The organism is Undibacterium sp. GW821-FHT11B02, from assembly GCF_058808955.1.
In genome coordinates, this window is the sequence record NZ_JBXASD010000011.1 from 195459 (window position 1) to 217818 (window position 22360).

Genomic DNA, 22360 nt, shown 5'->3' on the forward strand with positions numbered 1-22360 from the left:
TCTGCTATGTCATCCCCAAAGTCAGCGTATCTGCAATTTGACAATGTATCCAAGTTTTTCCCGGGTGTAAAAGCGCTCAATGGCGTCAGTTTTGACGCGCATGCTGGTACTGTGCATGGTTTATTGGGCGAGAACGGTGCTGGCAAATCCACGTTGTTAAAAATACTGGGCGGGCAATATCGTCCTGATGGTGGTCATCTGGTTGTTGATGGACGGGAACGCCATTTCACTTCGGCAGGCGACGCCATCGCTGCCGGTATTGCCGTGATTCATCAGGAATTGCAGTACGTGCCAGAACTGACTGTTGCAGAAAATCTGCTGCTTGGTCGTTTACCGCAGCGCCTCGGTTTTGTGAATAAAGCCGAAGCCAGCCGTCTGGTAAAACAGCGCCTGGGCCAGATGGGAGTCGACCTGGACCCGGAAGCCAAATTGTGCGATCTGTCGATAGCCCAGCGCCAGATGGTAGAGATTTGCAAGGCATTGCTGCAGGATGCACAGGTGATTGCATTCGACGAACCAACCAGCAGCCTGTCTCACCGCGAAAGTGAAATTCTTTTCCGCCTGATTCATGATCTCAGGGTAGCGGGCCGCACGATTATTTATATTTCACACCGGCTTGAAGAGTTGTATGCCTTGTGTGACGCCTGCACAATTTTCCGCGATGGTCGCAAAATTGTGACACATTCGGTGATGAGCGAAGTGCCGCGTGATGTATTGATCAAGGATATGGTGGGGCGTGAGTTAAGTGATATTTATGATTATCGTACCCGTCCCCTGAGTGATGATCGCCTGGTGGTAAAAGGATTGAAAGGCGCATCGCTGACGGAACCACAGGATTTCAGTGTTCGTGGTGGCGAAGTACTTGGTTTCTTTGGTCTGGTTGGTGCAGGGCGTAGTGAATTAATGCGCTTGCTGTATGGCGTTGACAAGCGTACCGATGGTGCGTCAGTAACCCTGGATGGTGTTGCTGTTTCTGACAAGGGACCATCAGCAGCGATTGATGCTGGCATTGTGTTGTGCCCGGAAGACCGTAAAGAACAGGGCATTCTGGCACAGGCATCGGTATCGGAGAATATCAATATCAGTTGCCGCCGTCATGATTTGCTTGGCGGATTATTTTTGCGCCACAAGCGTGAAGCAGAACTGGCAGATCAGTTTATAAAACGCCTGAAAATAAAGACGCCGAACCGCGATCAGGAAATTCGCTTGCTGTCTGGTGGTAATCAGCAAAAAGTGATTCTGGCACGCTGGCTGGCCGAGCCGCATTTGAAGGTACTCATACTGGATGAACCGACACGGGGAATCGACGTTGGGGCAAAAAATGAAATCTATCGCATCATCCATGAAGTTGCAGAACGCGGATGTTGCGTCATCGTTGTATCGAGTGAGTTACCCGAAGTGTTAGGTGTGTCTGACCGTGTCATCGTCATGCGCGAAGGGCGTATCAGCGGGCAGCTTGAACGCGCGCAGGCAAACGAGGCAGCGGTACTCAATCTGGCACTGCCAGACAAGTGATCAAATCAGGTAATCAAATTAAATTTTACAGGAATATTCCATGACTTCCCTCAGTTCTACACCTGCTGAAGACAGCGCAACAGCAGCAGTGCAAAACAATCATGCCAGCGATAGTGCCAGCGCGCGCAGAAAACGTTGGCTGGTAGATCAAAGCATGTCTATCGGGTATGCCATATTGTTTGTGTTGTTGGCCTTCACTGTAGAGAATTTTTTCTCGACAGCCAACATTGTTGGCCTGATGCTGTCCGTTGCACAAATCGGTATGGTGGCATGCACCATGATGATGTGCCTGGCATCACGTGATTTTGATCTTTCGGTTGGGTCGACCATTGCGTTTTCCGGCGTGCTGGGGGCGATTATTTTAGAGCATACCCAAAGCGTCACGCTGGCCATTGGCGGCGGTCTGTTGGCTGGTGCATTGATTGGTGCTGGCAACGGTATTTTGATCGCTTACATGCGGGTGAATGCTTTGATCGCAACACTGGCAACCATGCTGATGGTACGTGGTCTGGCGTTTATTGTTTCAAAAGGACAGGCAGTTGGTATTGCAAATGAAAACTTCATCAGCTTTGGTGATGGCCGCCTGTTTGGTTTGCCATATCCAGTTTTAGTGGTTGCTATCTGTTTTATCGTGTTTGGGATTTTACTAAATCATACTGTCTTTGGCCGCAATACATTGGCAATTGGTGGAAACCCGGATGCAGCGCGACTGGCAGGTATCAAGGTAGAACGTTTGCGTGTCTGGATTTTCTTGTTGCAGGGACTGGTAACTGCCATCGCAGGTTTGATCCTGGCGTCGCGTATCACCAGTGGCCAGCCTAATTCTGCTCAAGGTTTTGAACTTGACGTTATTTCAGCCTGCGTTTTGGGTGGGGTTTCTTTGCAAGGTGGCAAAGCACGTATTTTTGGTGTCCTGATTGGTGTGCTGATCATGGGTACGGTTGAAAACGTCATGAACCTGATGGATGTCGATGCCTTTTACCAGTATCTGATGCGCGGGTTCATTTTGCTGGCCGCTGTTTTGCTCGATCAATTAAAAAACCGTGGTACGCGCAGTTAAATAAGTCGTTCCTCGATCAAACGATAAGGCGTGCGCAGAAAGCTGAAAAATTTTTGGCGCACGCATTCAATTATTTGTCAGAAATGGCAAAGTTTTATTCAGGACAAGACGTCCGCATCAAATACTTTTTCCGGAGTTGAAATTCAATACGGATAAAAGCTATGTGTTGGTTTATATGAAAGAACGTTATGACAAACAGGCTGCAAGGTAAAGTTGCGATTGTGACCGGTTCTACACTCGGCATTGGCGCTGCAATTGCCCGTCTTTTTGTTCTACAGGGTGCAAAAGTGGTGCTCAACAGCCACCATCACGACGAAGCTGCGACGCGCATTAAGGCCGAACTGGGAAAAGAACATGTCCTTTTCATTCAGGCTGATGTTTCTGATGCTGTTGCCATGAGTGGGCTGGTGGCGCAAGCAATTACGCGTTTCGGAAAAGTGGACGTGCTGGTCAATAATGCTGGCATGAATGTGTTTGCAGATCCTTTGCAAATGACAGCGGAGCAATGGCAACGCTGCTTCGCCGTAGACCTGGAAGGTGCGTGGAATGCAACACGTGCTGTTTTGCCATCCATGCTGGAGCAGGGCGCAGGCAGCATTGTTAATATTGCATCTGTACACGGACACAAGATTATTCCAGGATGTTTTCCTTATCCGGTTGCCAAGCATGCCCTGATAGGACTGACCCGTTCGCTGGGGATAGAGTATGCAGCACGTGGAATAAGGGTGAATTCGATTTCACCCGGGCTGATCATGACAGAAGCTATACAGAACTGGTTTGCCAGTTGCCCTGATCCTGAGGCGGAACAACGACATCAGGCCAATCTTTTGCCTTGCAAGAGGATAGGTCAGCCGGAAGAAGTCGCGTATACTGCCGTATTTCTCGCCAGTGATGAGGCGCGTTTCATTAATGCGACTGACATCTTGATAGATGGTGGTCGCTCGCAGCTTTATCATGAGTAACTCTACCAGTTTCCTGTTGATGCCATGAGCGCTTCCAGCCCTGATCGTTTTGTTCGAACTCACCTAAAAACACGTCATCTGGTTTTGTTGGTTGAGTTGGGGCGTCATGGCTCTATTTTTCACGCGGCTGAATCTGCCCACCTGACACAACCCGCAGCGTCCAAATTACTGACGGAGTTGGAATACGCACTTGGGGTGCAATTATTTGAACGCCTTCCGCGTGGCATTGCGCCAACATGGTATGGCGAGATCATGATCAGGCGTGCAGGTGCGGCATTGGCAGAAATGGATGCGGCGCACCAAGAGGTCATGGAATTGTTATCGGGATTGAGTGGTCGCGTCTCGATCGGTGCGGTGATGACACCATCAACCAATTTGATTCCTGAGACCGTTACTTTACTCAAATCACGTCATGCGCGTCTGCACGTGGCAATCCAGGTGGATACCAGCAAAATATTGGTACAGCGCTTGCGTGCTGGCGAACTTGATTTGGTCATAGGCAGAATTCTTGATACAGAATCTGCAGCGGAACTGAATTTTGAACCCCTGACTGATGAACCGCACAGCCTGATAGCGCGCAGTGGTCATCCGCTGGCGAAGCGACAGGATTTACAACTGGAAGATATAGCCCGCGAAGCGTGGATACTCCCGCCTGGCGGCAGTATTTTAAGAGATCGTTTAACGGCGCTATTCTTGTCCCACGGACTGGATCAGCCAAGTGAAACTGTTGAGACATTGGCGCTTCCTGTTATCACCAGCTTATTGCTCGGTAGTGATATGGTGGTCGCTTTACCTGAAGACCTGGTACAGCCGTATCTGGATTCCGGTTTGCTGACTGTGCTGCCATACGATCTGGGTTTGCGCATGGATGCGTACGGAATTGTCACCAGAAAACAACATAGACTATCGCCAGGTGCTCAGGCCATGCTTGATACTTTACGCGAAGTTGCGTTGAAACGTAGCGCAGAATAATTGCTGGTAGCTTTATTCTTTGCGTTCAGATCCATCCGGTTCGGGCACTTATAATCGTTGTGAAAATACAGAGACAGCATTTCGTCACTGTACAAGAATGACTGTCTGAAGCACCCCCCCTCCCATAGCTACGTATTCAAGAAGAAGTAAATCATTCGATGTTTGAATCGTTTTATTTCTTACTTTTTTCTTCATCTACTCCGACAGTTTTTCCGATCTCGGAACACCAAAGTGACATTTAATTTCAATCATTTTTTCAACAGTGGCAGGAATACTGTTTCTGAAGAATATGCTGCCGTCAAATTAGCTATATGAAATTCGCATAGTGTTCGCGAAATAAGTTATTGGAATGCATTTATTTCAATTACTAAGATGATAAGCAGCTCTAAAGGTAGATAGAGCTACGTCCTGTCGCTGTTCTGGCAGTGTTTTACAAGAAAATACTGGAGACAAAATGAAACAAAAGAAAATCAGCTGGCTTATTCATGCTTTGTTTGTGATGCCAGCAATAAGCGCGAACGCATTTGCCCAAGAAAAGGCGACAGCGCCGGCTACAAACGAAGTACAGCAAGTTACGGTGAGTGGTATTCGCGCGTCCCTCAGCTCTTCCTTGACGACCAAACGTTTGCAAGATGGGGTGGTTGACGCAGTATCAGCTGAGGATGCCGGCAAATTCCCGGATACGAATATTGCTGAGTCCCTGCAGCGCGTCACCGGTGTGCAAATTCAACGCAACAACGGCGAAGGCCGTTACATCTCTGTGCGCGGCCTGGGGCCTGAGTTCAACAATGTGCTGGTCAATGGCCGTACCATGACCAGTGACACCGGTGGCCGTGAATTCTCCTTCGACCTGCTGTCCTCCGACTTGATTTCGAAAGCGCTGGTCTACAAGACGTCGCAGCCCTTTCTGCCAGAGGGGGGTATCGGTTCGACAGTGGATATCCAGACAGCGCGGCCGTTGTCGGGCAAACTGGGTTACAGCTCGGTGGTCAATGTCTCGGACTCCTACGATTCGAACTCTAAAAAGAATACACCCAATATCAGCGGCATGTATTCGTTTGCCAATGACGACCGGACCTTTGGCGTGACCGGCTCGCTTTCCTACACCGACCGCGCGTCCAAGCAAAACAAGGCCATCACGGACGCCTGGAACTACCGTGATGTTTCCATGATCAACGGCGATCTCAACTCCAAAGGGTTGACGATGGCTGATGTGACCACCAAAAAGCTCTACATGCCGCAAAGTTATGGCTTTCAGCAGGAGAATGAAAGCCGCAAGCGACTGGTTGCCAATCTGACGGTGCAATACAATCCATCCCCAACCTGGAAGCTGACTGCCGACGCCCTGTATTCGCGTCTCGACCAAAAGAATGACGTGATCGCGTTCAGCGATTGGAATAATCCCGTGCAGCTCGGCGTCAAGTACGACACCAACAACCAAGTCACCAGCTTCCTCAGGCCTGGCTCGATCTTCTACGCAAATAACCCGGCGCTGGCCGGTAGCGGCCAGCTACTGGGCGAGGCCAATTCCAACGACATGATCGTCAAAGGTGGGGATCGCCTGTCCACCACGCAGGCGTTTGGCCTGAACTCGAAATGGGCGCTGGCGCCCGAGTTGAAACTGGAAGGCGACATTTCCAGCTCCCGCACTACCTCCAAATCTCCGAATATGTGGATTGTGGCCGGGATGGTACCCAGGAATGGCGATGTACTGACTTTCGGTAGCACCCCTGGTCTGGTGTTCGGCGATGGCATCGCTGATCCAACCATGGTGCGTGCTCATGCCGTATCGTATGGCGATATCCGCAATCTCGACGACTTGCAGGAAGGACGGTTCAATTTATCCTGGAATCATGAGATTGGCTACTTCAAGGGAATCGATTCTGGTATGGGCTACTCGCAGCGCGATGTGGAACGGACGCAGTGGAACAACGATGCCTGGAACGCCTTCAGTGGATATCACGTTGCTTTGCCATCGTCCTTGTTTACTGTAACGCCGATGGACAACTTCATGGGCAATGGAGCACAGATTCCGGGCGCCTATCTCCGCTTCGATCCGTATGCCTACATGAATTACTTGAACCAGCCTTCGCTGCTGGCACAATCTAATGATCCGGCGCTGTATCTGGATAAAACCAAATATCCGAATGGTCCGATGGCAATCGACTATACCAAACCGGATATGTGGGGTGTCAAGGAGAAAGTATCTAGCTTCTTCCTGGACTCCAAATGGGAGGGAGCGGGGTGGTCGGCGGATGCTGGCATGCGTGTGGTGCACGTGAACTCGGCTTCGACTGGCATTAGCCGCATCTTATTGTCGGCGGTGAAAAGCCCCAACGACACGACCTATATACTGAACTGGGGGCCAGCCAGCACGAACACCGTCAGCAACAGCTACAACAGCTTCTTGCCATCTGCCAATCTGAAATTTGACCTGACTGCCGACATGCTGCTGCGCTTGGGTGTGTCCAAGACTGAGACCCGTCCGACCTTGAACCAGATGGGTGTGAACAATTCTTACGGAGGGCGTTTTGGTGATGTGCAAACCGGTGGCGGCAATCCCTATCTGAAACCTATGCAGTCGAAGAACTTCGATCTGTCGTACGAATGGTATATGTCGAAGACCAATTACGTCAGTGTAGCCGTGTTCCTCAAGGATGTTTCCAACTTCCTGGAGACCAGGATGGTGGATATAAAAATTCCTCAGTATGATGAAGTGGTTCACGACACGCGCGTTCGTAACGGGCAAAAGGGCAAGATCAAGGGTGCGGAACTGGCTGGCCAGTATGCCTTCGACAATGGCATCTCCTGGCTGAAGGGATTCGGCGTGACCGCCAACTATACCTATGTGGATGCGAGCGCGACCCGCGATACCAGTAGTGATAGCAGTGTGCCGACTTGCGGCTATCCTGGTTTGTCGCGGCAATCCTATAACGGCTCGGTTTTCTACGAAAATGACAAACTCCAGGCGCGGATGAGTTATAACTGGCGCAACCGTTTCTCTGTTGATTGTGGTGGCGGTAGCACCTTGCCGCGTAACCGTGCGGCTTATGGTCAGACTGACGCCAGCTTACGTTACAACCTGACGCCGAAGATGGCCATCTACGCAGACTTCATTAACCTGACTAACTCTAAGATGCAGGAATATGCTAACAACGAGTCGCAGTTCCTTACCTTGGAAGATGTCGGACGCCGTGTCAACATTGGCCTGCGGATGGCGTTCTAAATGATGCGCGCGAATCTGCCTCGCCGTCGCTTGCTGCAAGGTGCCGCTGCCGTTGCCAGCGACATCTTGCTGCCGATCCATGCCGGTGCTCAGGCCGTGCCACGCTTTGCTATCGGTGCCCGCGATTTTCTCATCGACGGCAAACCGTTTCAAATCCGTTGCGGCGAAATGCACTTCGCGCGCGTGCCGCGCGAGTATTGGCGCCATCGCCTGAAAGCCATCAAGGCGATGGGCCTGAACACGGTGTGCGCCTACCTGTTCTGGAATTATCACGAATGGAGGGAAGGAAAATTTGACTGGAGCGAGCAGCGCGACGCAGTGGAGTTCTGCCGTTTGGCGCAACAGGAAGGGTTGTGGGTGATCCTGCGTCCCGGTCCTTACGCCTGTGCTGAATGGGAGATGGGCGGCCTGCCGTGGTGGTTACTCAAGAAGCATCCTGGCGACAATTTCCTGCGTACGCGCGATCCAGCGTTTGTTGATCCGGCGCGGCGCTACCTGCGTGAAGTCGGTCGTGTGCTTGGGTCGATGCAGGTGACTAAGGGGGGACCTATCCTGATGGTTCAGGTGGAGAACGAGTACGGCTTCTTCGGTGAAGATCTGGACTATATGCGTGTGCTGCGCCAAACGCTGCTCGATGCCGGTTTTGACGTGCCACTATTCCAGTGCAATCCCACCAACGCGGTTGCCAAGACCCATCTGACCGGTATGCTCTCGGTGGCCAATTTCGGTAGTGACCCGGCGGGTGGATTCAAGGCACTCGCCGCAGTTCAGGAAGCGCCGCTGATGTGCGGCGAATATTACTCGGGCTGGTTTGACACGTGGGGCAATCCTCACCGCCGGGGGGACAATATGTCCGCCGTTGTCGACATCCAGGCCATGCTCAAGGCGAATGGCTCGTTCAGTCTTTACATGGCGCACGGTGGTACCACCTTTGGCCTGTGGGGCGGCTGCGACCGTCCCTTCCGGCCGGACACCACCAGCTACGACTACGACGCGCCGATCAGCGAAGCCGGATGGACTGGTGCCAAGTTCAACGCCTACCGTGAAGGCATGCGTCCTTTCCTGGCATCGAACGAAGTGCTGCCCGAACCACCAGCGCGCCTTCCGGTCATGAGCATCGACGCGTTTATGCTGACCGAGTCGGCACCTGTACTGGCCAATCTGCCGGCGAGAACGATCAAGGCTATATCGCCAGCGCCGATCGAACAGTACGACATCAGTCGCGGTCTGGTTTCCTATCGTGTGCAGTTGCCGGCCGGGCCGGCGGGGCTCCTGGCCGCTGCCAAAGTGCGCGACCTGGCCTGGGTGTATGTCGATGGCAAGCAAGTGGGAACGCTGGATACACGCCATCGCCGTTTTTCGGTTGTGGTGCCGGCGCGCAGCAAGGCCGTGACGGTGGATATTCTGCTGTATACCATTGCGCGGGTTAACTTCGGGCTGGAAGTTCACGACCGCAAAGGCCTGCATGGTCCGGTCACGTTCGCGGTCAAGGGCAGTACGGTGCAGGCGTTAGAGAACTGGGAAATCCGCGCCATCGATTTTGATGCCGACGGCGTGCTGCCGCCTCTGTCATTCAAGCGTGGACGCACCAAAGGCCCCGCCTTCTGGCGTGGCGGCTTCGAGGTCAGCAGGCAGGCGGATACCTTCCTTGATATGACCAGTTGGGGACAGGGCATCGTGTGGATCAATGGTCGTTGCCTCGGCCGCTATTGGAGCATTGGACCGACGCAGACCATGTACCTGCCTGGTCCATGGATCAGGAAGGGGCGCAACGAAATCGTGGTGCTCGACCTTACCGGCCCGCGCAGTGCCCGCATTGCGGGACTCACCGAACCTATACTCGATCAGCTCAACCCGGAGCTGGACCTGGCGCGTCCACCCAGCACGGTCAAGCCTGCGCTGGAAGGCGTCATGTTGGCGCAGGCGGGCGAATTTACCGCTGGGGGAGCGACCCAGGATGTGCTGTTCGTCGCACCCGTCAAAGGCCGCCAGTTCTGCCTGGAGTCGTTGAGTGCCTTCGATGGCAAACAGTACGCGGCAGTCGCCGAGATTTCGCTATTGGGCAAGGATGGCAAGACTATCAACCAGCAATCGTGGACCATCGCCTACGTCAGCAGCGAGGAGTTGAAGAAAGAGGATGGCTCAGCCCTCAATGCGATCAACGGACAAGCGTCGGATTACTGGCACACCGCGTTTTCCGGTGGAGCAGGCCACCCACACCAGTTGATCATCGATCTGGGTCAGCAGGTGGAGGTGGCGGGCGTGCGCTACATGCCGCGACAGGGGCCCGACACCGTTACCGGGCGTATCAAGCAATACCGCATGTATGTCGCTGACAAACTGGTCAGTCAATAACAAAATCACATCATCATTAGCAAAAAGTGCAGTATTTTGTTGCGCATCTTGTCAGTAAAATACTGGTACAACACTTGCGTGCTGGCGAACTTGATTTGGCCATAGGCAGGATTTGCAACTGCAAGATATAGCCCGCGAAGCGTGGATACTCCCGCCTGGCGGTAGTATTTTAAGAGATCGTTTAACAGCGCTATTCTTGTCCCACGGACTGGATCAGCCAAGTGAAACTGTTGAGACATTGGCGCTTCCTGTTATCACCAGCTTATTGCTCGGTAGCGATATGGTGGTCGCTTTACCTGAAGACCTGGTACAGCCGTATCTGGATTCCGGTTTGCTGACTGTGCTGCCATACGATCTGGGTTTGCGCATGGATGCGTATGGAATTGTCACCAGAAAACAACATAGACTATCGCCAGGTACTCAGGCCATGCTTGATACCTTACGCGAAGTTGCGTTGAAACGTAGCGCAGAATAATTGCTGGTAGCTTTATTCTTTGCGTTCAGGTCCATCCGGTTCGGACAGTATAATCGTTGTGAAAATACAGAGACAGCATTTCATCACTGTACAAGAATGACTGTCTGAAGCAGCCCCTCTCCCATAGCTACGTATTCAAGAAGAAGTAAATCATTCGATGTTTGAATCGTTTTATTTCTTACTTTTTTTCTCACCTACTCCGACAGTTTTTCTGATGTCGGGAAAACAAAATGAGATTTTATTTTAACCATTTTTTTAACTGTGATGGGAAGACTGTTTCTGAAAAATATAGTGCTGCCTAATTAGCTATATGAAATTCGCATAGTTTTTGCGAAATAAGTCATTGGAATACATTTGCTTCAATCAATAAGATGATTACAAGCTCTGGAGTTTAGAAAGAGCTACATCCTGTCGCTATCCCGGCGGTGCTTTAAAAGAAAATACTGGAGACATAATGAAGCAAAAGAAAATCAGCTGGCTTGTTCATGCCTTGTTCGTGATGCCAGCAATTAGTGCGAGTGCATTTGCACAAGAAAAGGCGACAGCGCCAGCTACTGATGAAGTACAACAGGTTACAGTGAGTGGTATTCGTGCTTCGGTACGCAATGCCCTGGCAAGCAAAGAAGCGTCGAACAGCATGATCGAAGCGATTGCTTCAGAAGATATCGGCAAGTTGCCTGATACAACAATCGCAGAATCCCTGGCGCGTCTGCCTGGCCTGTCATCAGGATTGGATCGCGGCAATGCAAGTCAAATCGTGGCGCGTGGTATGGGCCCACGCTTTATTGGCGCCACACTCAATGGCCGTGAATTGGCATCGACTGAACCAGCCCGTGCAGTGCGCTTTGAACAATTTCCCTCGGAATCTTTAAGCGGTGCAACTGTCTACAAAACTCAATCTGCTGAGCTTGTAGAAGGTGGAATTGCGACGACGATTGATTTGCAGACAGTGCAGCCTCTGAAATACAAGGACCGCCAAATTTCTCTGCGGGCTGACGCCTTGTATTATCCGATGGGCGATCAAATTCCTGGTGCAAAAAGTAAAACACCACGTGTTGGCGGTGTGTATATCGACCAATTCAACAATAACACTTTGGGCGTAGCATTAGCCTTCAGTTATCAGGACCAGCCTTCACTCCAAAAGAATATCAAACATTGGGGTTTTAACGAGGATCATTCAGCAGATTTGAATGGCGATGGCAAGGTTGATAAAACGCCATGGGGCTTCGGTGACGATGTTAAACGTGGTACTGATAAACGTACCAGTTTGCTTGGAAAAGTTGAATGGAAAGCCAGCCCTGATGCCTTGATTACCGGCGACGTTTATTATGCAAAAGCAGCCATCAACGAACCAGGTTTGCAGCACTGGACTGGTGATGTCGGCAATTGGGATGGCTGGCAAAAAGCCAACTACAGCAACCTCGATATTCGCAATGGCTATGTGGTTGGTGCTACAGTAAAAGATGTAGGTCTGACAACCAATGATTACAAGTGGGTGCAGGATAATACCAATGTGGCAGGTGGTATCAACGGAAAATTTAATATTGGTGATTGGAAAGTGGAGACAGACTTATCCACTTCGCGTGCGAAACGCGACAGCCAATGGCGTGACTTGCGTCTGTTCGCAAAAAACAATGGTACGCTCACCTGGTCGTTTACCGGTGATGATCGCCAGGTTTACACTTTGGGACAGGATTCTGGAAATCCGGCAGCGTTCGGCGCGCCAACCATGTATGTTGATACTGATGGTCACTTGAAGGATGAATTGAATGGCTTCCATGTGAATGCATCACGTGGTGTTGATTGGGGTGCCGTCAGTCGTGTCAAGTTTGGTGCACGTTTTACTGACCGCGAAAAATCGTATAGCCAAACGACATGGAATGTCTCCCCAACAGGAACGATACCTGATTCAGCATATGAAACCATACGCGTCGACGGCTTTGCTCCGTTTATTGCACTGAAAAATTTTGATGCGTCTTCTTTCGCAGCCTTTGGTGCGAATGTATTTGATTCTACCGGCCGCCCGCAGACACAGAATGATTTACTCTCAGGCTGGAAAGTGAAAGAGCGTAGTTCGTCGCTTTACGCTCAGGCTGATCTGGATGGCACAGTGGCGGGAACAGCATATCGCGGCAATGCCGGTGTGCGCGTTGTGCATACCAGCCAGACTGGCGAAGGCATGCAGTCATTGAGCGGCGCGACGCCAACACCAGTGCAGGGTGGAACTTCTTATACAGAGGTATTGCCTAGCCTGAATTTGATATTTGCCATGGACGACAAGCAAGAAAAGCAAGTGCGTTTCAGTTTGGCACGCGCCATGTCACGCGCACCGCTGGATGAAATGCGTGCTTCACGCAATTTGTATGTTGATCCCAATCCTGTGCAACCTTTGACAGGTAGTGCCGGTAATCCAGAATTGAAGCCAATGATGTCAAATCAGATGGATCTGGCTTATCAATGGTATTTCGCCAAAGGTGCCCTGGCATCGGCTGGTGTGTTCTATAAACAAGTCTCACGCTATATAGGTATCACACAGGATACGACCAGCATCAATGGCCGTACTGCGCTGATCACGCGCTCTGTCAATGGTGGTGGTGGCAATGTCAAAGGTCTGGAACTTGTGTATCAGCAGGCATTCACAGGCTTGCCTGCACCATTTGATGGTTTGGGTGTGTACAGTAATTATGCCTATACAGAAAGTGACATCAAAGAAAATATGCCTTCTGTTAATCCTTTCCCTATTGAAGGTTTGATGAAACACAATGGTGGCATCACTGTCTGGTACGAGAAAGCTGGTTATGAAGCACGACTTTCTGCCAACTACCATAGTGCCTTCGTACGTAACCCGACCTGGGCTGCAGGTCAGTTGATAGTGAATGGTGCAGAAACTTATCTGACCTTGAATTTGTCCAAACAACTTACACCTCAGTTGCAAGTGCGATTTGGTATTGACAACATGACTAACCAAAAAGTTGTTTATACGAGTGCAAATAATCCGTATCAACAAGAAGTGACAGAATTTGGTCGTCGTTTTAATTTGGGACTTACTTACAAGATGTAATATTTTAAGAAAAAAGGGGGGCGATGTAAATCGTCCCCCTTTTTTTGTCTGGTAAATTTGCATGTACGTAAAAATCATCAAGTCATGAAAGCATCTCACTTCGTTTGTACTCTGTTTTTTGCGTTGATGAGTTACGCCAGTACCAATGCACGAACTTTGCCAGGTGCGGAGGTGACAGATGTCCCATTTGCGGATTCGGCACAAGTCAAAACACAAAGAAGCTTTGCCAAAGGATCGGATATTAGCTGGCTGTCAGAGATGGAAGCATCCGGGTATCAATTTTTTAGCAAGACAGGCATCAGGCAAGATATTTTCCTTACTCTAAAAGAGCAAGGCATGAACGCGGTGCGTTTGCGCGTATGGGTGAGTCCTGCAGACGGCTGGAATGGTTTGTCCGATGTCTTAAGCAAAGCAAAGCGTGCTAAACAGGCGGGCATGCGCATCATGATTGATTTTCATTACAGCGACACCTGGGCTGACCCCGCACATCAGACCAAGCCTGCTGCCTGGCGTCAACACAGTATTGCTGAATTGCATGCAGACATTGTGCAACATACCTCTGCAAGCTTGCTTGCGCTGAGGGAAGCTGGCATTTCCCCTGAATGGGTACAGGTTGGTAACGAAACCAATGACGGTATGCTTTGGGACAGTGCACGGCCTTCCAAGTCTGCCAGTAATATGAAAAATTATGCGGAATTGACGACTGCTGCATACGATGCAGTCAAGCAGATTTTCCCTGCCGCTCTTGTCATTGTGCATCTCGCCAATTGTCATAACAACGAAGGGTTTCGCTGGATCTTTGATGGCTTGAAAAACAATGGTGGGAAGTTTGATGTCATTGGCGTATCATCATACCCGCTGGAGGCTGTTGGCCACACATGGCAATCAGCAAACAAGGCATGCGTTGCGAATTTGAATGATATGGTCGATCGTTATCAAGTACCGGTCATGGTGACAGAGGTTGGTGTACCTTGGGACCATCCACATGCGAAAACCATTTTAAGTGATGTCATTGCCAAGGTCCGCTCAGTCAATCAGAAACAGGGCCTGGGCGTGATGTATTGGGAAGCCCAGTCCTACAGAAAATGGAAAGGCTATTCCTTCGGTGCTTTTGATGACACAGGAAAGCCGACTGAGGCGCTGGACGCATTTTTAAACTAAAGCGTAAAAAGGGGTTTCGTAGCTATACGCGATGACGCAGTATCCAGAATTTTGCATTGCTGCCTGGCGTCGCTGGGCGGACGCACGTTGCAGATCAGTAGTGCGCGTGACTACTGATGAAATGATGGTGAGTTAAGATTTGACCTTAGCTGACGTTACGATGGGCAGGTCGATGTAGAATTTGGCACCGCGCCCAGGGCGGGATTCAAAACCGATATTGCCATCCATTCTTTCGACCAGTTCACGGGTAATCGCCAGACCTAAACCTGTGCCGCCATTCTGGCGCGTGTCTGATGAATCTGCCTGAGCAAATTTTTGAAATATCCTGTCCCTGAATTCGTGTGGCACACCGGCACCGTGGTCGATCACATTGATGCGTACCCGCCGTTCGTTGGCGTTGGTTGTGATGTCTACCGTGCCTTTTTCGGGAGAGTATTTGATGGCATTCGACAGCAAGTTGGACAGGACCTGCATGAATCTTTGCGTGTCGACCGAAACGCTGACTGCGGGAACAGGTTGCGCAAGTCGCAATGATACATTGCGTTGAGCACCGAAAGTCTGATTGGATTCTATTGCCTGTATCAATACATCAGACAAGGGCACTGTCTGAAACTGGAAAACCATTTTGCCAGCAGACAATTTTTCCATATCCAGCAAATCATTGATCAAAAAGGTCAGGCGCAGACAATTTTTGGTGGCAATATCCAGCATCTGTTGGATACGGTCAGGAAAACTACCCAGCGCACCGCCAGAAATCAAACCCAATGCACCCGTGATGGATGTCAGGGGTGTGCGCAATTCGTGGCTAACAGTGGAGATAAATTCATTCTTGATTTGTTCGATACGTTTTCGTTCTGTGATATCGCGCATCAGACCGATATACAGGGGTTTACCCTGACGCTTGACAGCAGACATGGATACGTCAAGAGGGAACAGACTACCATCTTTCCTGCGCCCGGTGACTTCACGTCCTATGCCTATAATATCTTTTACCACGCTGACTTTGCCAGGATGTGCATTTTCATCCTGCATGGGTTTGGTCTGATCTGTCCCGTTGCCAGCATCTGACTGATCAGCATACGCCTGCGGCATCAACTGGCGTATGTGCTGACCGGGCAGGTCGTCAATGCCATAACCAAAAATATGGGCAGCAGCATTATTGACGCTGAGTATATATTCATCTTCATTCAGGGTGATGATGCCATCCAGAACATTGTCAACAATGGTGCTGGTATGGGCGGCATGATCACGCAGTGATTCTTCAGAAGCTTTTCTTTCGCTGATGTCCTGGAAAGTACCATATACGCGCAAACAGACATTGTTTTCAACTTGCGGGAAACCGATAACATGCACACAGCGTTCATTTCCGCGTGCTGTGATGATGCACATCTCTGCATCAAAACCCTTGCCTTCACGCAGGGCTGCACCGACAAGCTGTATTATTTTTTGCTGGTAGCTCTCGTTCTTATAAAAACTGATGGCATGTTCTACCGTGCAGCTAAAATCGTCATCCACTTCATGAATTTCCCGGGTGACTTTGCTCCAGTTCAATTGCCTGGTTTGCGCGTCCAGTTCCCAAGTACCTATACGGGCTGCGGTATTCGATTTTTCCAACAATTCATAGGCATGTTCCAGTTCTGCTTCTGCTTCTTTCTGTATGGTGATATCAGCATGACTGCCTGACATGATCAGCGGCTGCCCATCCGGGCTCCAACTGACCACGCAACCTCGATCATGTATCCAGATCCAGTGCCCATCCTTGTGCCGCATGCGGCTTTTTAGATCAAAATATTCAATTTCGCCACGGAAATGCTGATCGATCAGGGCACTGGTAAGCTTCAGGTCTTCTGGATGACATAGCTTGAGCCAGGTATCTACCGTGGTTGGGCTGAGTTCTGCCAGTGTATAACCCAGCATTTCCGCCCAGCGTTCGTTGTAGATGGTTTCGCCGGTAACGACATTGCATTCCCAGGTGCCGATATTGGTACCTTTGATGACGTTTGCCAGTTGACGCTCTGTTTCATGCCTGTGCTTTTGTACGCGGGCAGCGCTGATCAATTGTCCCAGTGTGCTGAACAGAGGTTTTAGAAATGCAATCAAAGCGTCATCTGCATGAACTTCACCATCGGAGTCTGCATCCGAATTGTGCAGGCGATTGGCTATGCCGACGATAGCAATCAGCTCCCCATCGTAATGAACGGGGATCCCCAGGAAGTTTTTTAGTGGCCTGAAATGCTCCGGGAAAATGATATCCAGTTCTGCCAGGTCCGGTTTGAGCAGCAATGAGGGCTGCGTGGCATTTATCTGGCCAAATAGCTGTGTCAGATGTTGTGATAGCTGGTCCTGTACTTCCAGCACCAAGGGCGTACCCACTATCAGTTCATCATTGGTACTCCAGGCGAGTACCGTTGATTTCAAGACGATTTCATTTTGTTTGCCGTGAAAGACTTCGCTGATAAAACCGCATTGACTTCCAGTCAGGTTCAGAGTGGCTGCCAGCAAGGATTCAAAACCTTTTTCCTGATCGCTTTCGCTGATGAACAGCGCCTGGGTTTTGGCGATGGCATCACTTAACATGCGCTGTTGCTGCAATTGTCTGTCAAGCTCCTGACGCTTCAGGACGCCGCTAACCCAGTCACCCAGCAAACGTACAAATTCAACTTCCACCTCGGAAAATGGGAAAAGGCGTGGATGTGTATCAGAGAAATTCAGGGTCCCGTATTGACGCTCATTCATGTACAGCGTGACAGAAATGTAGCTGACTACACCCAGTTGCGTATAACCTGGGTGACGCAGGTAAAGGCTGTCAAATACATCGGCGATATGAAAGACGGTATTGCTGGCCACGGTGAGTGCGGCAAACGACTGGGACAGCGGGATTTTTTCACCTTCATGAAAACGTTCATCACCGGATTGCCGCAGAACGATTTCACACATTTCATCTTCTATCTTGACAATGTGTCCGGTACTGATACCAAGATAGTCACAGGCCATTTCCAGGGATTGGCGCAACAGGTGTTCTGGGTCCTGGTAAGACAGCGAGGTGATCTCGGTCAACGCCAGCAAGGCATGGTGTTGCCGTTGCTGTTCCTCTCTCGAAAATTCATGTTCCACGCAATCGGCAAGGTCGCGCAGGGCGCTGATGTCGTCCTGACTTAATGTCCTGGGGATGCTATCTATGATGCATAAGGTACCCAGGCGTTGACCATTCCTGGCGCGCAGTGGTGCGCCAGCGTAGAAACGTATATATGGCGCAGCAGTTACCAGTGGATTATCAGTAAAACGTATGTCCAGTTTTGTATCTGGTACGTAAAGTACATCGTGCGATAAGATAGCGTGACCGCAAAACGAAATATCTCTTGGCGTCTGCGTTACATCCAGTCCCTGCCGTGATTTGAACCATTGACGCTCGGTGTCTATCAGTGACACCAGCGCGATGGGGGTTTGAAACATATGCATGGCCAGCCGCGTCAATCTGTCAAAGCGTTCTTCTGCCGGGGTATCAAGAATGGAACAGGCCTGCAGTGTTTGCAGGCGTATTGCTTCATCTTTTGGTAAAGCAGGTGCTTGCATAGCTTAGTTCAGAGGTAAATTTGTCAGCCACTTTTGCAGAGCTTCGCCATGCAGGGGCTTGCTGGCAAAATAGCCTTGCATGGAATCGCAGCCCAGCGTGCGTAAGGTTTCGCGTTCTGCTGCAGTTTCTATACCTTCTGCAATGACACTCAGCCCCAGACCATGCCCCATGGCGATGATGGCCTTGACCAGCCCCTGAGTGCTTGGCTGGGTATCAATGTGGGTAACAAAGCTGCGGTCTATCTTTAATTCACTGACAGGCAGACGTTGTAAATAGGATAGGGAGGAATAGCCTGTACCAAAATCATCAATGGACAGGTCAAGCCCGATATTACGCAAACGCTTGAGCAGACTGATGGTGCTGTCGGGGTCTTCCATGATACCGCTCTCAGTGATTTCCAGCTTCAGCAAGGCTGGGTTGACGGCATAACGCTGTAGCAGGGCAGCGATCTGATCCGGGAAACTGGCGTCCCGCAAATCATGGGTGCTGACATTGACGGCAATGGTTTGTTGCGGATAATCTTGTTGCCAGCTAAGCAGGGTGGTAATGGCTTTTTCCAGCATCCACATGGTCAGCATGCTGATATAGCCGGTGCGTTCAGCAAAGGGGACAAATTCTGCCGGGGAAATGAAGCCGCGTGTTGGATGTTGCCAACGAACCAGTGCCTCAAAGCCATAGGCCTTGCCATCGTTCAGGTGCAGTTTGGGTTGCAGCCACATTTGCAATTCTGAATCTCTGACGGCAGAGCGAAGATCGGATAGCAGGCTTAAATGACTGAGGCGCGAAGCCTCTTGCGCATCGGTGTACCAGGCCGCCGCGCTGGCGCTGCGCTTGGCTGCATACAGAGCGACTTCGGCATTGCGTATTAATGTCATTAACGGTAGCGCATTGTCCATCGTGATGGCAAGACCAAACACCAGGCTTACATCGACAGAATATTGCGCGCACTTGACCGGCTCAGCCATGATGGCATCAATGCGCTGATGCAAGGATTCCATAGCGGTTTTGCTGGCGTTAAAGCACAGGATGGCAAAGGCACCACCGGCCATTCTTGCCAGCCAGGGTTTTAACCCGCCATCCTCCTGACTGATGACTGATTTGAGACGTGTGGCTACGTCATAAATGACAGAATCGCCGGTATCAAAGCCCAGGGTTTCATTGATGATTTTCAGGCGGGCCAGATCCATCAATATCAGTCCCTGATGCGGCTCCCCTTTGCCATCATGCGTTTTCAGCATGAAGGTGCGGTTGGGCAGGTCGGTCAGAGAATCATAGTAAGCCAGGTGCTCGACGGTTTGTTCGCGTATGCCGATGGCGGCGGCCATGGCATTCAAGGCTTCGCCTACACGTGCCACTTCTTCAGTCTTACTGGGTATGAAGCGGGTTTGATAGTCGCCCTTGGCGATTTGCAGGGCGCTGGCTTCCAGCCTTTCCAGCGGTTTCACGACACTTCTGGTAGTGAGCCAGGCAAGCAGGGCGGCGACAAACACTGCCAGTAAGGATAGTATGGCTACCATCAAGCCTATTCGTTCAAAATCCTTTTGTGCTTCTGCCTGATGTGTCTGGATCAATTCCTGCTCGCGCTTCAGAAAATTCTTTGAGTCTTTCAGCATGGCATCCAGTGCAGGCTGTACTTGCTGTAAGAACGTTTCTTTGGCTGCTTCCTGACTTTCTTCTTCTAACTGATTAACAGTTTCAAAATAATATTTTTGATAAATTTTGCGTTTTTCTTTCAGTATCTTTAGATTTCGTAATTGTTCTTCGTCACTGAGTGTGGTTTCCAGCGCGGCAATCAATTGATCCATGCGGCGATTTTTTTCGTCAACAGCGGTGTATTCAGGTACGCGCAGTTCACGTGACACCGTTAACAGTTTAAGCATGGCGCGACCAACATTTTCTGTGGATACGCTCAATTCCTGCACATATAGCAGGCTTTGCATATCCTTGCGGGCAAATTGCTCGCTCAGTGTCGTCATTTTACGAATTTGTGAAATTGGTAACAACAGGACGATGGTGAAGAGTACCAATAGCAAACCATAACTGAGTGCCAGCCGCACGCCAATACGGCGCAGACGCAGGAAATGTACAAGGCGGTCAAAGCTGTAACGCATGGCAATATCAGTCCACAAGTGAATGTCTGCCCAATGTTAATACACTATTAATTCCAAGGGCAACATCAATGTCTGCATCAACCGAGCCAGAACAACATCAATCTGGATTTGACATGCAGCACGCCCTAGTGTAACCGTGAAATGAATTCTTGCTTATCGTGCTATCAATAGATAGACCAGCAACAGATTGGCAACGATGGAGACGATGGCCAGGGTGCGCCAGAGCGACAGTGGGTCGCGCTGGGCCAGTGGTTTGATAGCCGGTGCGGGTAGGGGATGGGCGGCACCACGTTCGAGTGCCAGCAGAAATTCTTCCGTTGTTTCAAAGCGGTCTTGCGGGTCACGGGCAACTGCTTTCAATAGGACATTTTCCAGCCAGTGCGGCAGGTCCGGTCGATAGCGACCCGGCGGCACCGGTTCACCGAATTTTGGGCGCTGGAATGGCTCAACTTCACCATAAGGATAGTGCCGGGTCAGCAGGTAATACAGGGTTACACCGGTGGCATAGATATCCGTTGCCCTGGATGGTGGTTCTCCCTGGAATTGTTCCGGTGCCAGAAAAGAGGGCGTTCCTGCCAGATTGAAATTGCTGACCTGCGAGCTATCCTTGCTGTCAAAGCCAGATTGTGCTACACCCAGATCCAGAATGCGGATTTCATCGTCGTCACCCAAATGCACATTGGCAGGCTTGAGGTCGCGGTGCAGTATGCTGCGCCTGTGCAGGGCACCGACAGCACGCACCAGTTTGCCACCATATCCCACAGCTTCTGGGATAGTAAAGTGTTGCCCGGCATCCAAACGCCTTTGCAGGGAATCACCAGCATGCCAGGTGGACAGATAATATAAGTAATTTCTTTGCTCAGGCGTGATCACCTGCGGGAAAAAACGGGCGACTACCCGTTTCGCCAGCCAGGCTTCGTGGGCAAAGGCCGAACGTTCCTGAGCATCTGTGGCGCGATCGGGGTGCAGGGTTTTCAACACCAGCTTGCGATGATGTAACGGATCAGTTACGCGGTATAGCAGGGTGGTCTGTGAGGTATGCATGATCTCATCAATCACATAACCATCCAGCGTCTGGCCGGGTTTCATGCGTGGTGGCACGGGCAATACATGCAATTCAGTGATGGCATCACGCAAATCACCTTCTGGCAATTCTTGTACGCGGACTACCACTGCGCTGCAATTATCTTGAGAGCCAGCTTTTATTGCTGCTTCACATAATGCGGCACTGGCTTGTTCCGGGCTTAAGGTTTGAGCGCCGACCTGCTGCAGGTAATCACACAGGTCATATTCGCTGATGGTGGCCCAGATGCCATCGCAAGCAAGCAAAAAGACATCGCCGACACGCAATTCACCCATGCCATGATCAATCACAAGGTGTGAATCCAGACCTATTGCACGCGTCAGCACATGCTGCATTTCTGGCCTGTCCCAGACATGATCCTGGGTCAATTTCTGTAGTGAACCATTACGTAACAGGTAGCAGCGGGTATCGCCGACGTGCGCGCTGTAATACATACGGCCACGTAATACCAGCGTGGTCAGAGTAGTCGCCATGCCAGCCAGTTCGCGCCGGACTGAGCCTTGCTGCTGCACCCAGCTATTCATGGCAACCACCACTTTTTCCAGTGCAGTGGTGACTTCCCAGGTGTCCGGGGTGGCGTAGTAATCGGTCAGCAAACCGCGCACCACATATTCAGCCGCTTCCCTCCCACCTTCGCTGCCAGAGACGCCGTCAGCAATGGCCAGTATCATCCCCTTGCTTGATAATTCCGGGTCGCCCGGCGTCACCATACCGACAAAATCTTCATTCCGGCTACGTACCCCTGCAACAGACTGATAGCCGGTGGTGACAATAAGAGGCATGGTGTGGGTTAATTCTCAGGTA

12 protein-coding genes are annotated in these 22360 nt (G+C 50.7%); 9 read left to right on the forward strand and 3 right to left on the reverse strand.

Annotated elements, in window-relative coordinates; all coding sequences use genetic code 11:
* Positions 1 to 6 precede the first annotated feature (6 nt).
* The 9 genes from araG (at position 7) to AC1RVX_RS22730 (ending at position 14787) form a co-directional block, all read left to right on the forward strand.
* Positions 7 to 1515 carry an L-arabinose ABC transporter ATP-binding protein AraG gene (gene araG, locus AC1RVX_RS22690; RefSeq protein ID WP_493218850.1) on the forward strand — a complete coding sequence of 503 codons (1509 nt, stop codon included), beginning with the start codon at positions 7 to 9 and terminating at the stop codon, positions 1513 to 1515.
* Positions 1516 to 1555: 40 nt separating this feature from the next.
* Complete coding sequence (araH, locus tag AC1RVX_RS22695; RefSeq protein ID WP_493218851.1) at positions 1556 to 2575, forward strand: L-arabinose ABC transporter permease AraH; 1020 nt, start codon at positions 1556 to 1558, stop codon at positions 2573 to 2575.
* Between the two features lie 188 nt (positions 2576 to 2763).
* Positions 2764 to 3537 carry an SDR family oxidoreductase gene (locus AC1RVX_RS22700; RefSeq protein ID WP_493218852.1) on the forward strand — a complete coding sequence of 258 codons (774 nt, stop codon included), beginning with the start codon at positions 2764 to 2766 and terminating at the stop codon, positions 3535 to 3537.
* Positions 3538 to 3561: 24 nt separating this feature from the next.
* Positions 3562 to 4509 carry a LysR substrate-binding domain-containing protein gene (locus tag AC1RVX_RS22705; RefSeq protein WP_493218853.1) on the forward strand — a complete coding sequence of 316 codons (948 nt, stop codon included), beginning with the start codon at positions 3562 to 3564 and terminating at the stop codon, positions 4507 to 4509.
* 454 nt (positions 4510 to 4963) lie between these two features.
* Entirely contained in the window at positions 4964 to 7735 is a 2772-nt protein-coding gene (locus AC1RVX_RS22710; protein ID WP_493218854.1) for a TonB-dependent receptor, read from the forward strand.
* Entirely contained in the window at positions 7736 to 10090 is a 2355-nt protein-coding gene (locus tag AC1RVX_RS22715) for a beta-galactosidase (RefSeq protein WP_493218855.1), read from the forward strand.
* Positions 10091 to 10202: 112 nt separating this feature from the next.
* Positions 10203 to 10565 (forward strand): LysR substrate-binding domain-containing protein, encoded by a 363-nt coding sequence (locus AC1RVX_RS22720; protein WP_493218856.1) that lies wholly within the window; start codon positions 10203 to 10205, stop codon positions 10563 to 10565.
* Between the two features lie 454 nt (positions 10566 to 11019).
* Entirely contained in the window at positions 11020 to 13626 is a 2607-nt protein-coding gene (locus AC1RVX_RS22725) for a TonB-dependent receptor (protein ID WP_493218857.1), read from the forward strand.
* 84 nt (positions 13627 to 13710) lie between these two features.
* Complete coding sequence (locus tag AC1RVX_RS22730) at positions 13711 to 14787, forward strand: glycoside hydrolase family 53 protein (protein WP_493218858.1); 1077 nt, start codon at positions 13711 to 13713, stop codon at positions 14785 to 14787.
* 132 nt (positions 14788 to 14919) lie between these two features.
* Here the strand turns inward: AC1RVX_RS22730 and AC1RVX_RS22735 are convergent, their stop codons facing one another.
* The 3 genes from AC1RVX_RS22735 to AC1RVX_RS22745 all read right to left on the reverse strand — a co-directional run bounded on the left by AC1RVX_RS22735 (position 14920) and on the right by AC1RVX_RS22745 (position 22338).
* Positions 14920 to 18360: a PAS domain S-box protein gene (locus AC1RVX_RS22735; protein ID WP_493218859.1), complete on the reverse strand. Its 3441-nt coding sequence runs from the start codon at positions 18358 to 18360 to the stop codon at positions 14920 to 14922.
* 3 nt (positions 18361 to 18363) lie between these two features.
* On the reverse strand, positions 18364 to 20472 hold the full coding sequence (locus AC1RVX_RS22740) for a putative bifunctional diguanylate cyclase/phosphodiesterase (protein WP_493218860.1): 2109 nt from the start codon (positions 20470 to 20472) through the stop codon (positions 18364 to 18366).
* Between the two features lie 153 nt (positions 20473 to 20625).
* On the reverse strand, positions 20626 to 22338 hold the full coding sequence (locus tag AC1RVX_RS22745; RefSeq protein WP_493218861.1) for a bifunctional protein-serine/threonine kinase/phosphatase: 1713 nt from the start codon (positions 22336 to 22338) through the stop codon (positions 20626 to 20628).
* Between the last annotated feature and the right edge of the window lie 22 nt (positions 22339 to 22360).

What these genes read in the sequence shown, in the direction of transcription:
- AC1RVX_RS22740 (WP_493218860.1), bottom strand. Translation starts at nt 20,472, where the DNA reads ATGCGTTACAGCTTTGACCGCCTTGTACATTTCCTGCGTCTGCGCCGT.
- araG (WP_493218850.1), top strand. Translation starts at nt 7, where the DNA reads ATGTCATCCCCAAAGTCAGCGTATCTGCAATTTGACAATGTATCCAAG.
- AC1RVX_RS22745 (WP_493218861.1), bottom strand. Translation starts at nt 22,338, where the DNA reads ATGCCTCTTATTGTCACCACCGGCTATCAGTCTGTTGCAGGGGTACGT.
- AC1RVX_RS22705 (WP_493218853.1), top strand. Translation starts at nt 3,562, where the DNA reads ATGAGCGCTTCCAGCCCTGATCGTTTTGTTCGAACTCACCTAAAAACA.
- AC1RVX_RS22700 (WP_493218852.1), top strand. Translation starts at nt 2,764, where the DNA reads ATGACAAACAGGCTGCAAGGTAAAGTTGCGATTGTGACCGGTTCTACA.
- AC1RVX_RS22730 (WP_493218858.1), top strand. Translation starts at nt 13,711, where the DNA reads ATGAAAGCATCTCACTTCGTTTGTACTCTGTTTTTTGCGTTGATGAGT.
- AC1RVX_RS22710 (WP_493218854.1), top strand. Translation starts at nt 4,964, where the DNA reads ATGAAACAAAAGAAAATCAGCTGGCTTATTCATGCTTTGTTTGTGATG.
- araH (WP_493218851.1), top strand. Translation starts at nt 1,556, where the DNA reads ATGACTTCCCTCAGTTCTACACCTGCTGAAGACAGCGCAACAGCAGCA.
- AC1RVX_RS22715 (WP_493218855.1), top strand. Translation starts at nt 7,736, where the DNA reads ATGATGCGCGCGAATCTGCCTCGCCGTCGCTTGCTGCAAGGTGCCGCT.
- AC1RVX_RS22735 (WP_493218859.1), bottom strand. Translation starts at nt 18,360, where the DNA reads ATGCAAGCACCTGCTTTACCAAAAGATGAAGCAATACGCCTGCAAACA.
- AC1RVX_RS22725 (WP_493218857.1), top strand. Translation starts at nt 11,020, where the DNA reads ATGAAGCAAAAGAAAATCAGCTGGCTTGTTCATGCCTTGTTCGTGATG.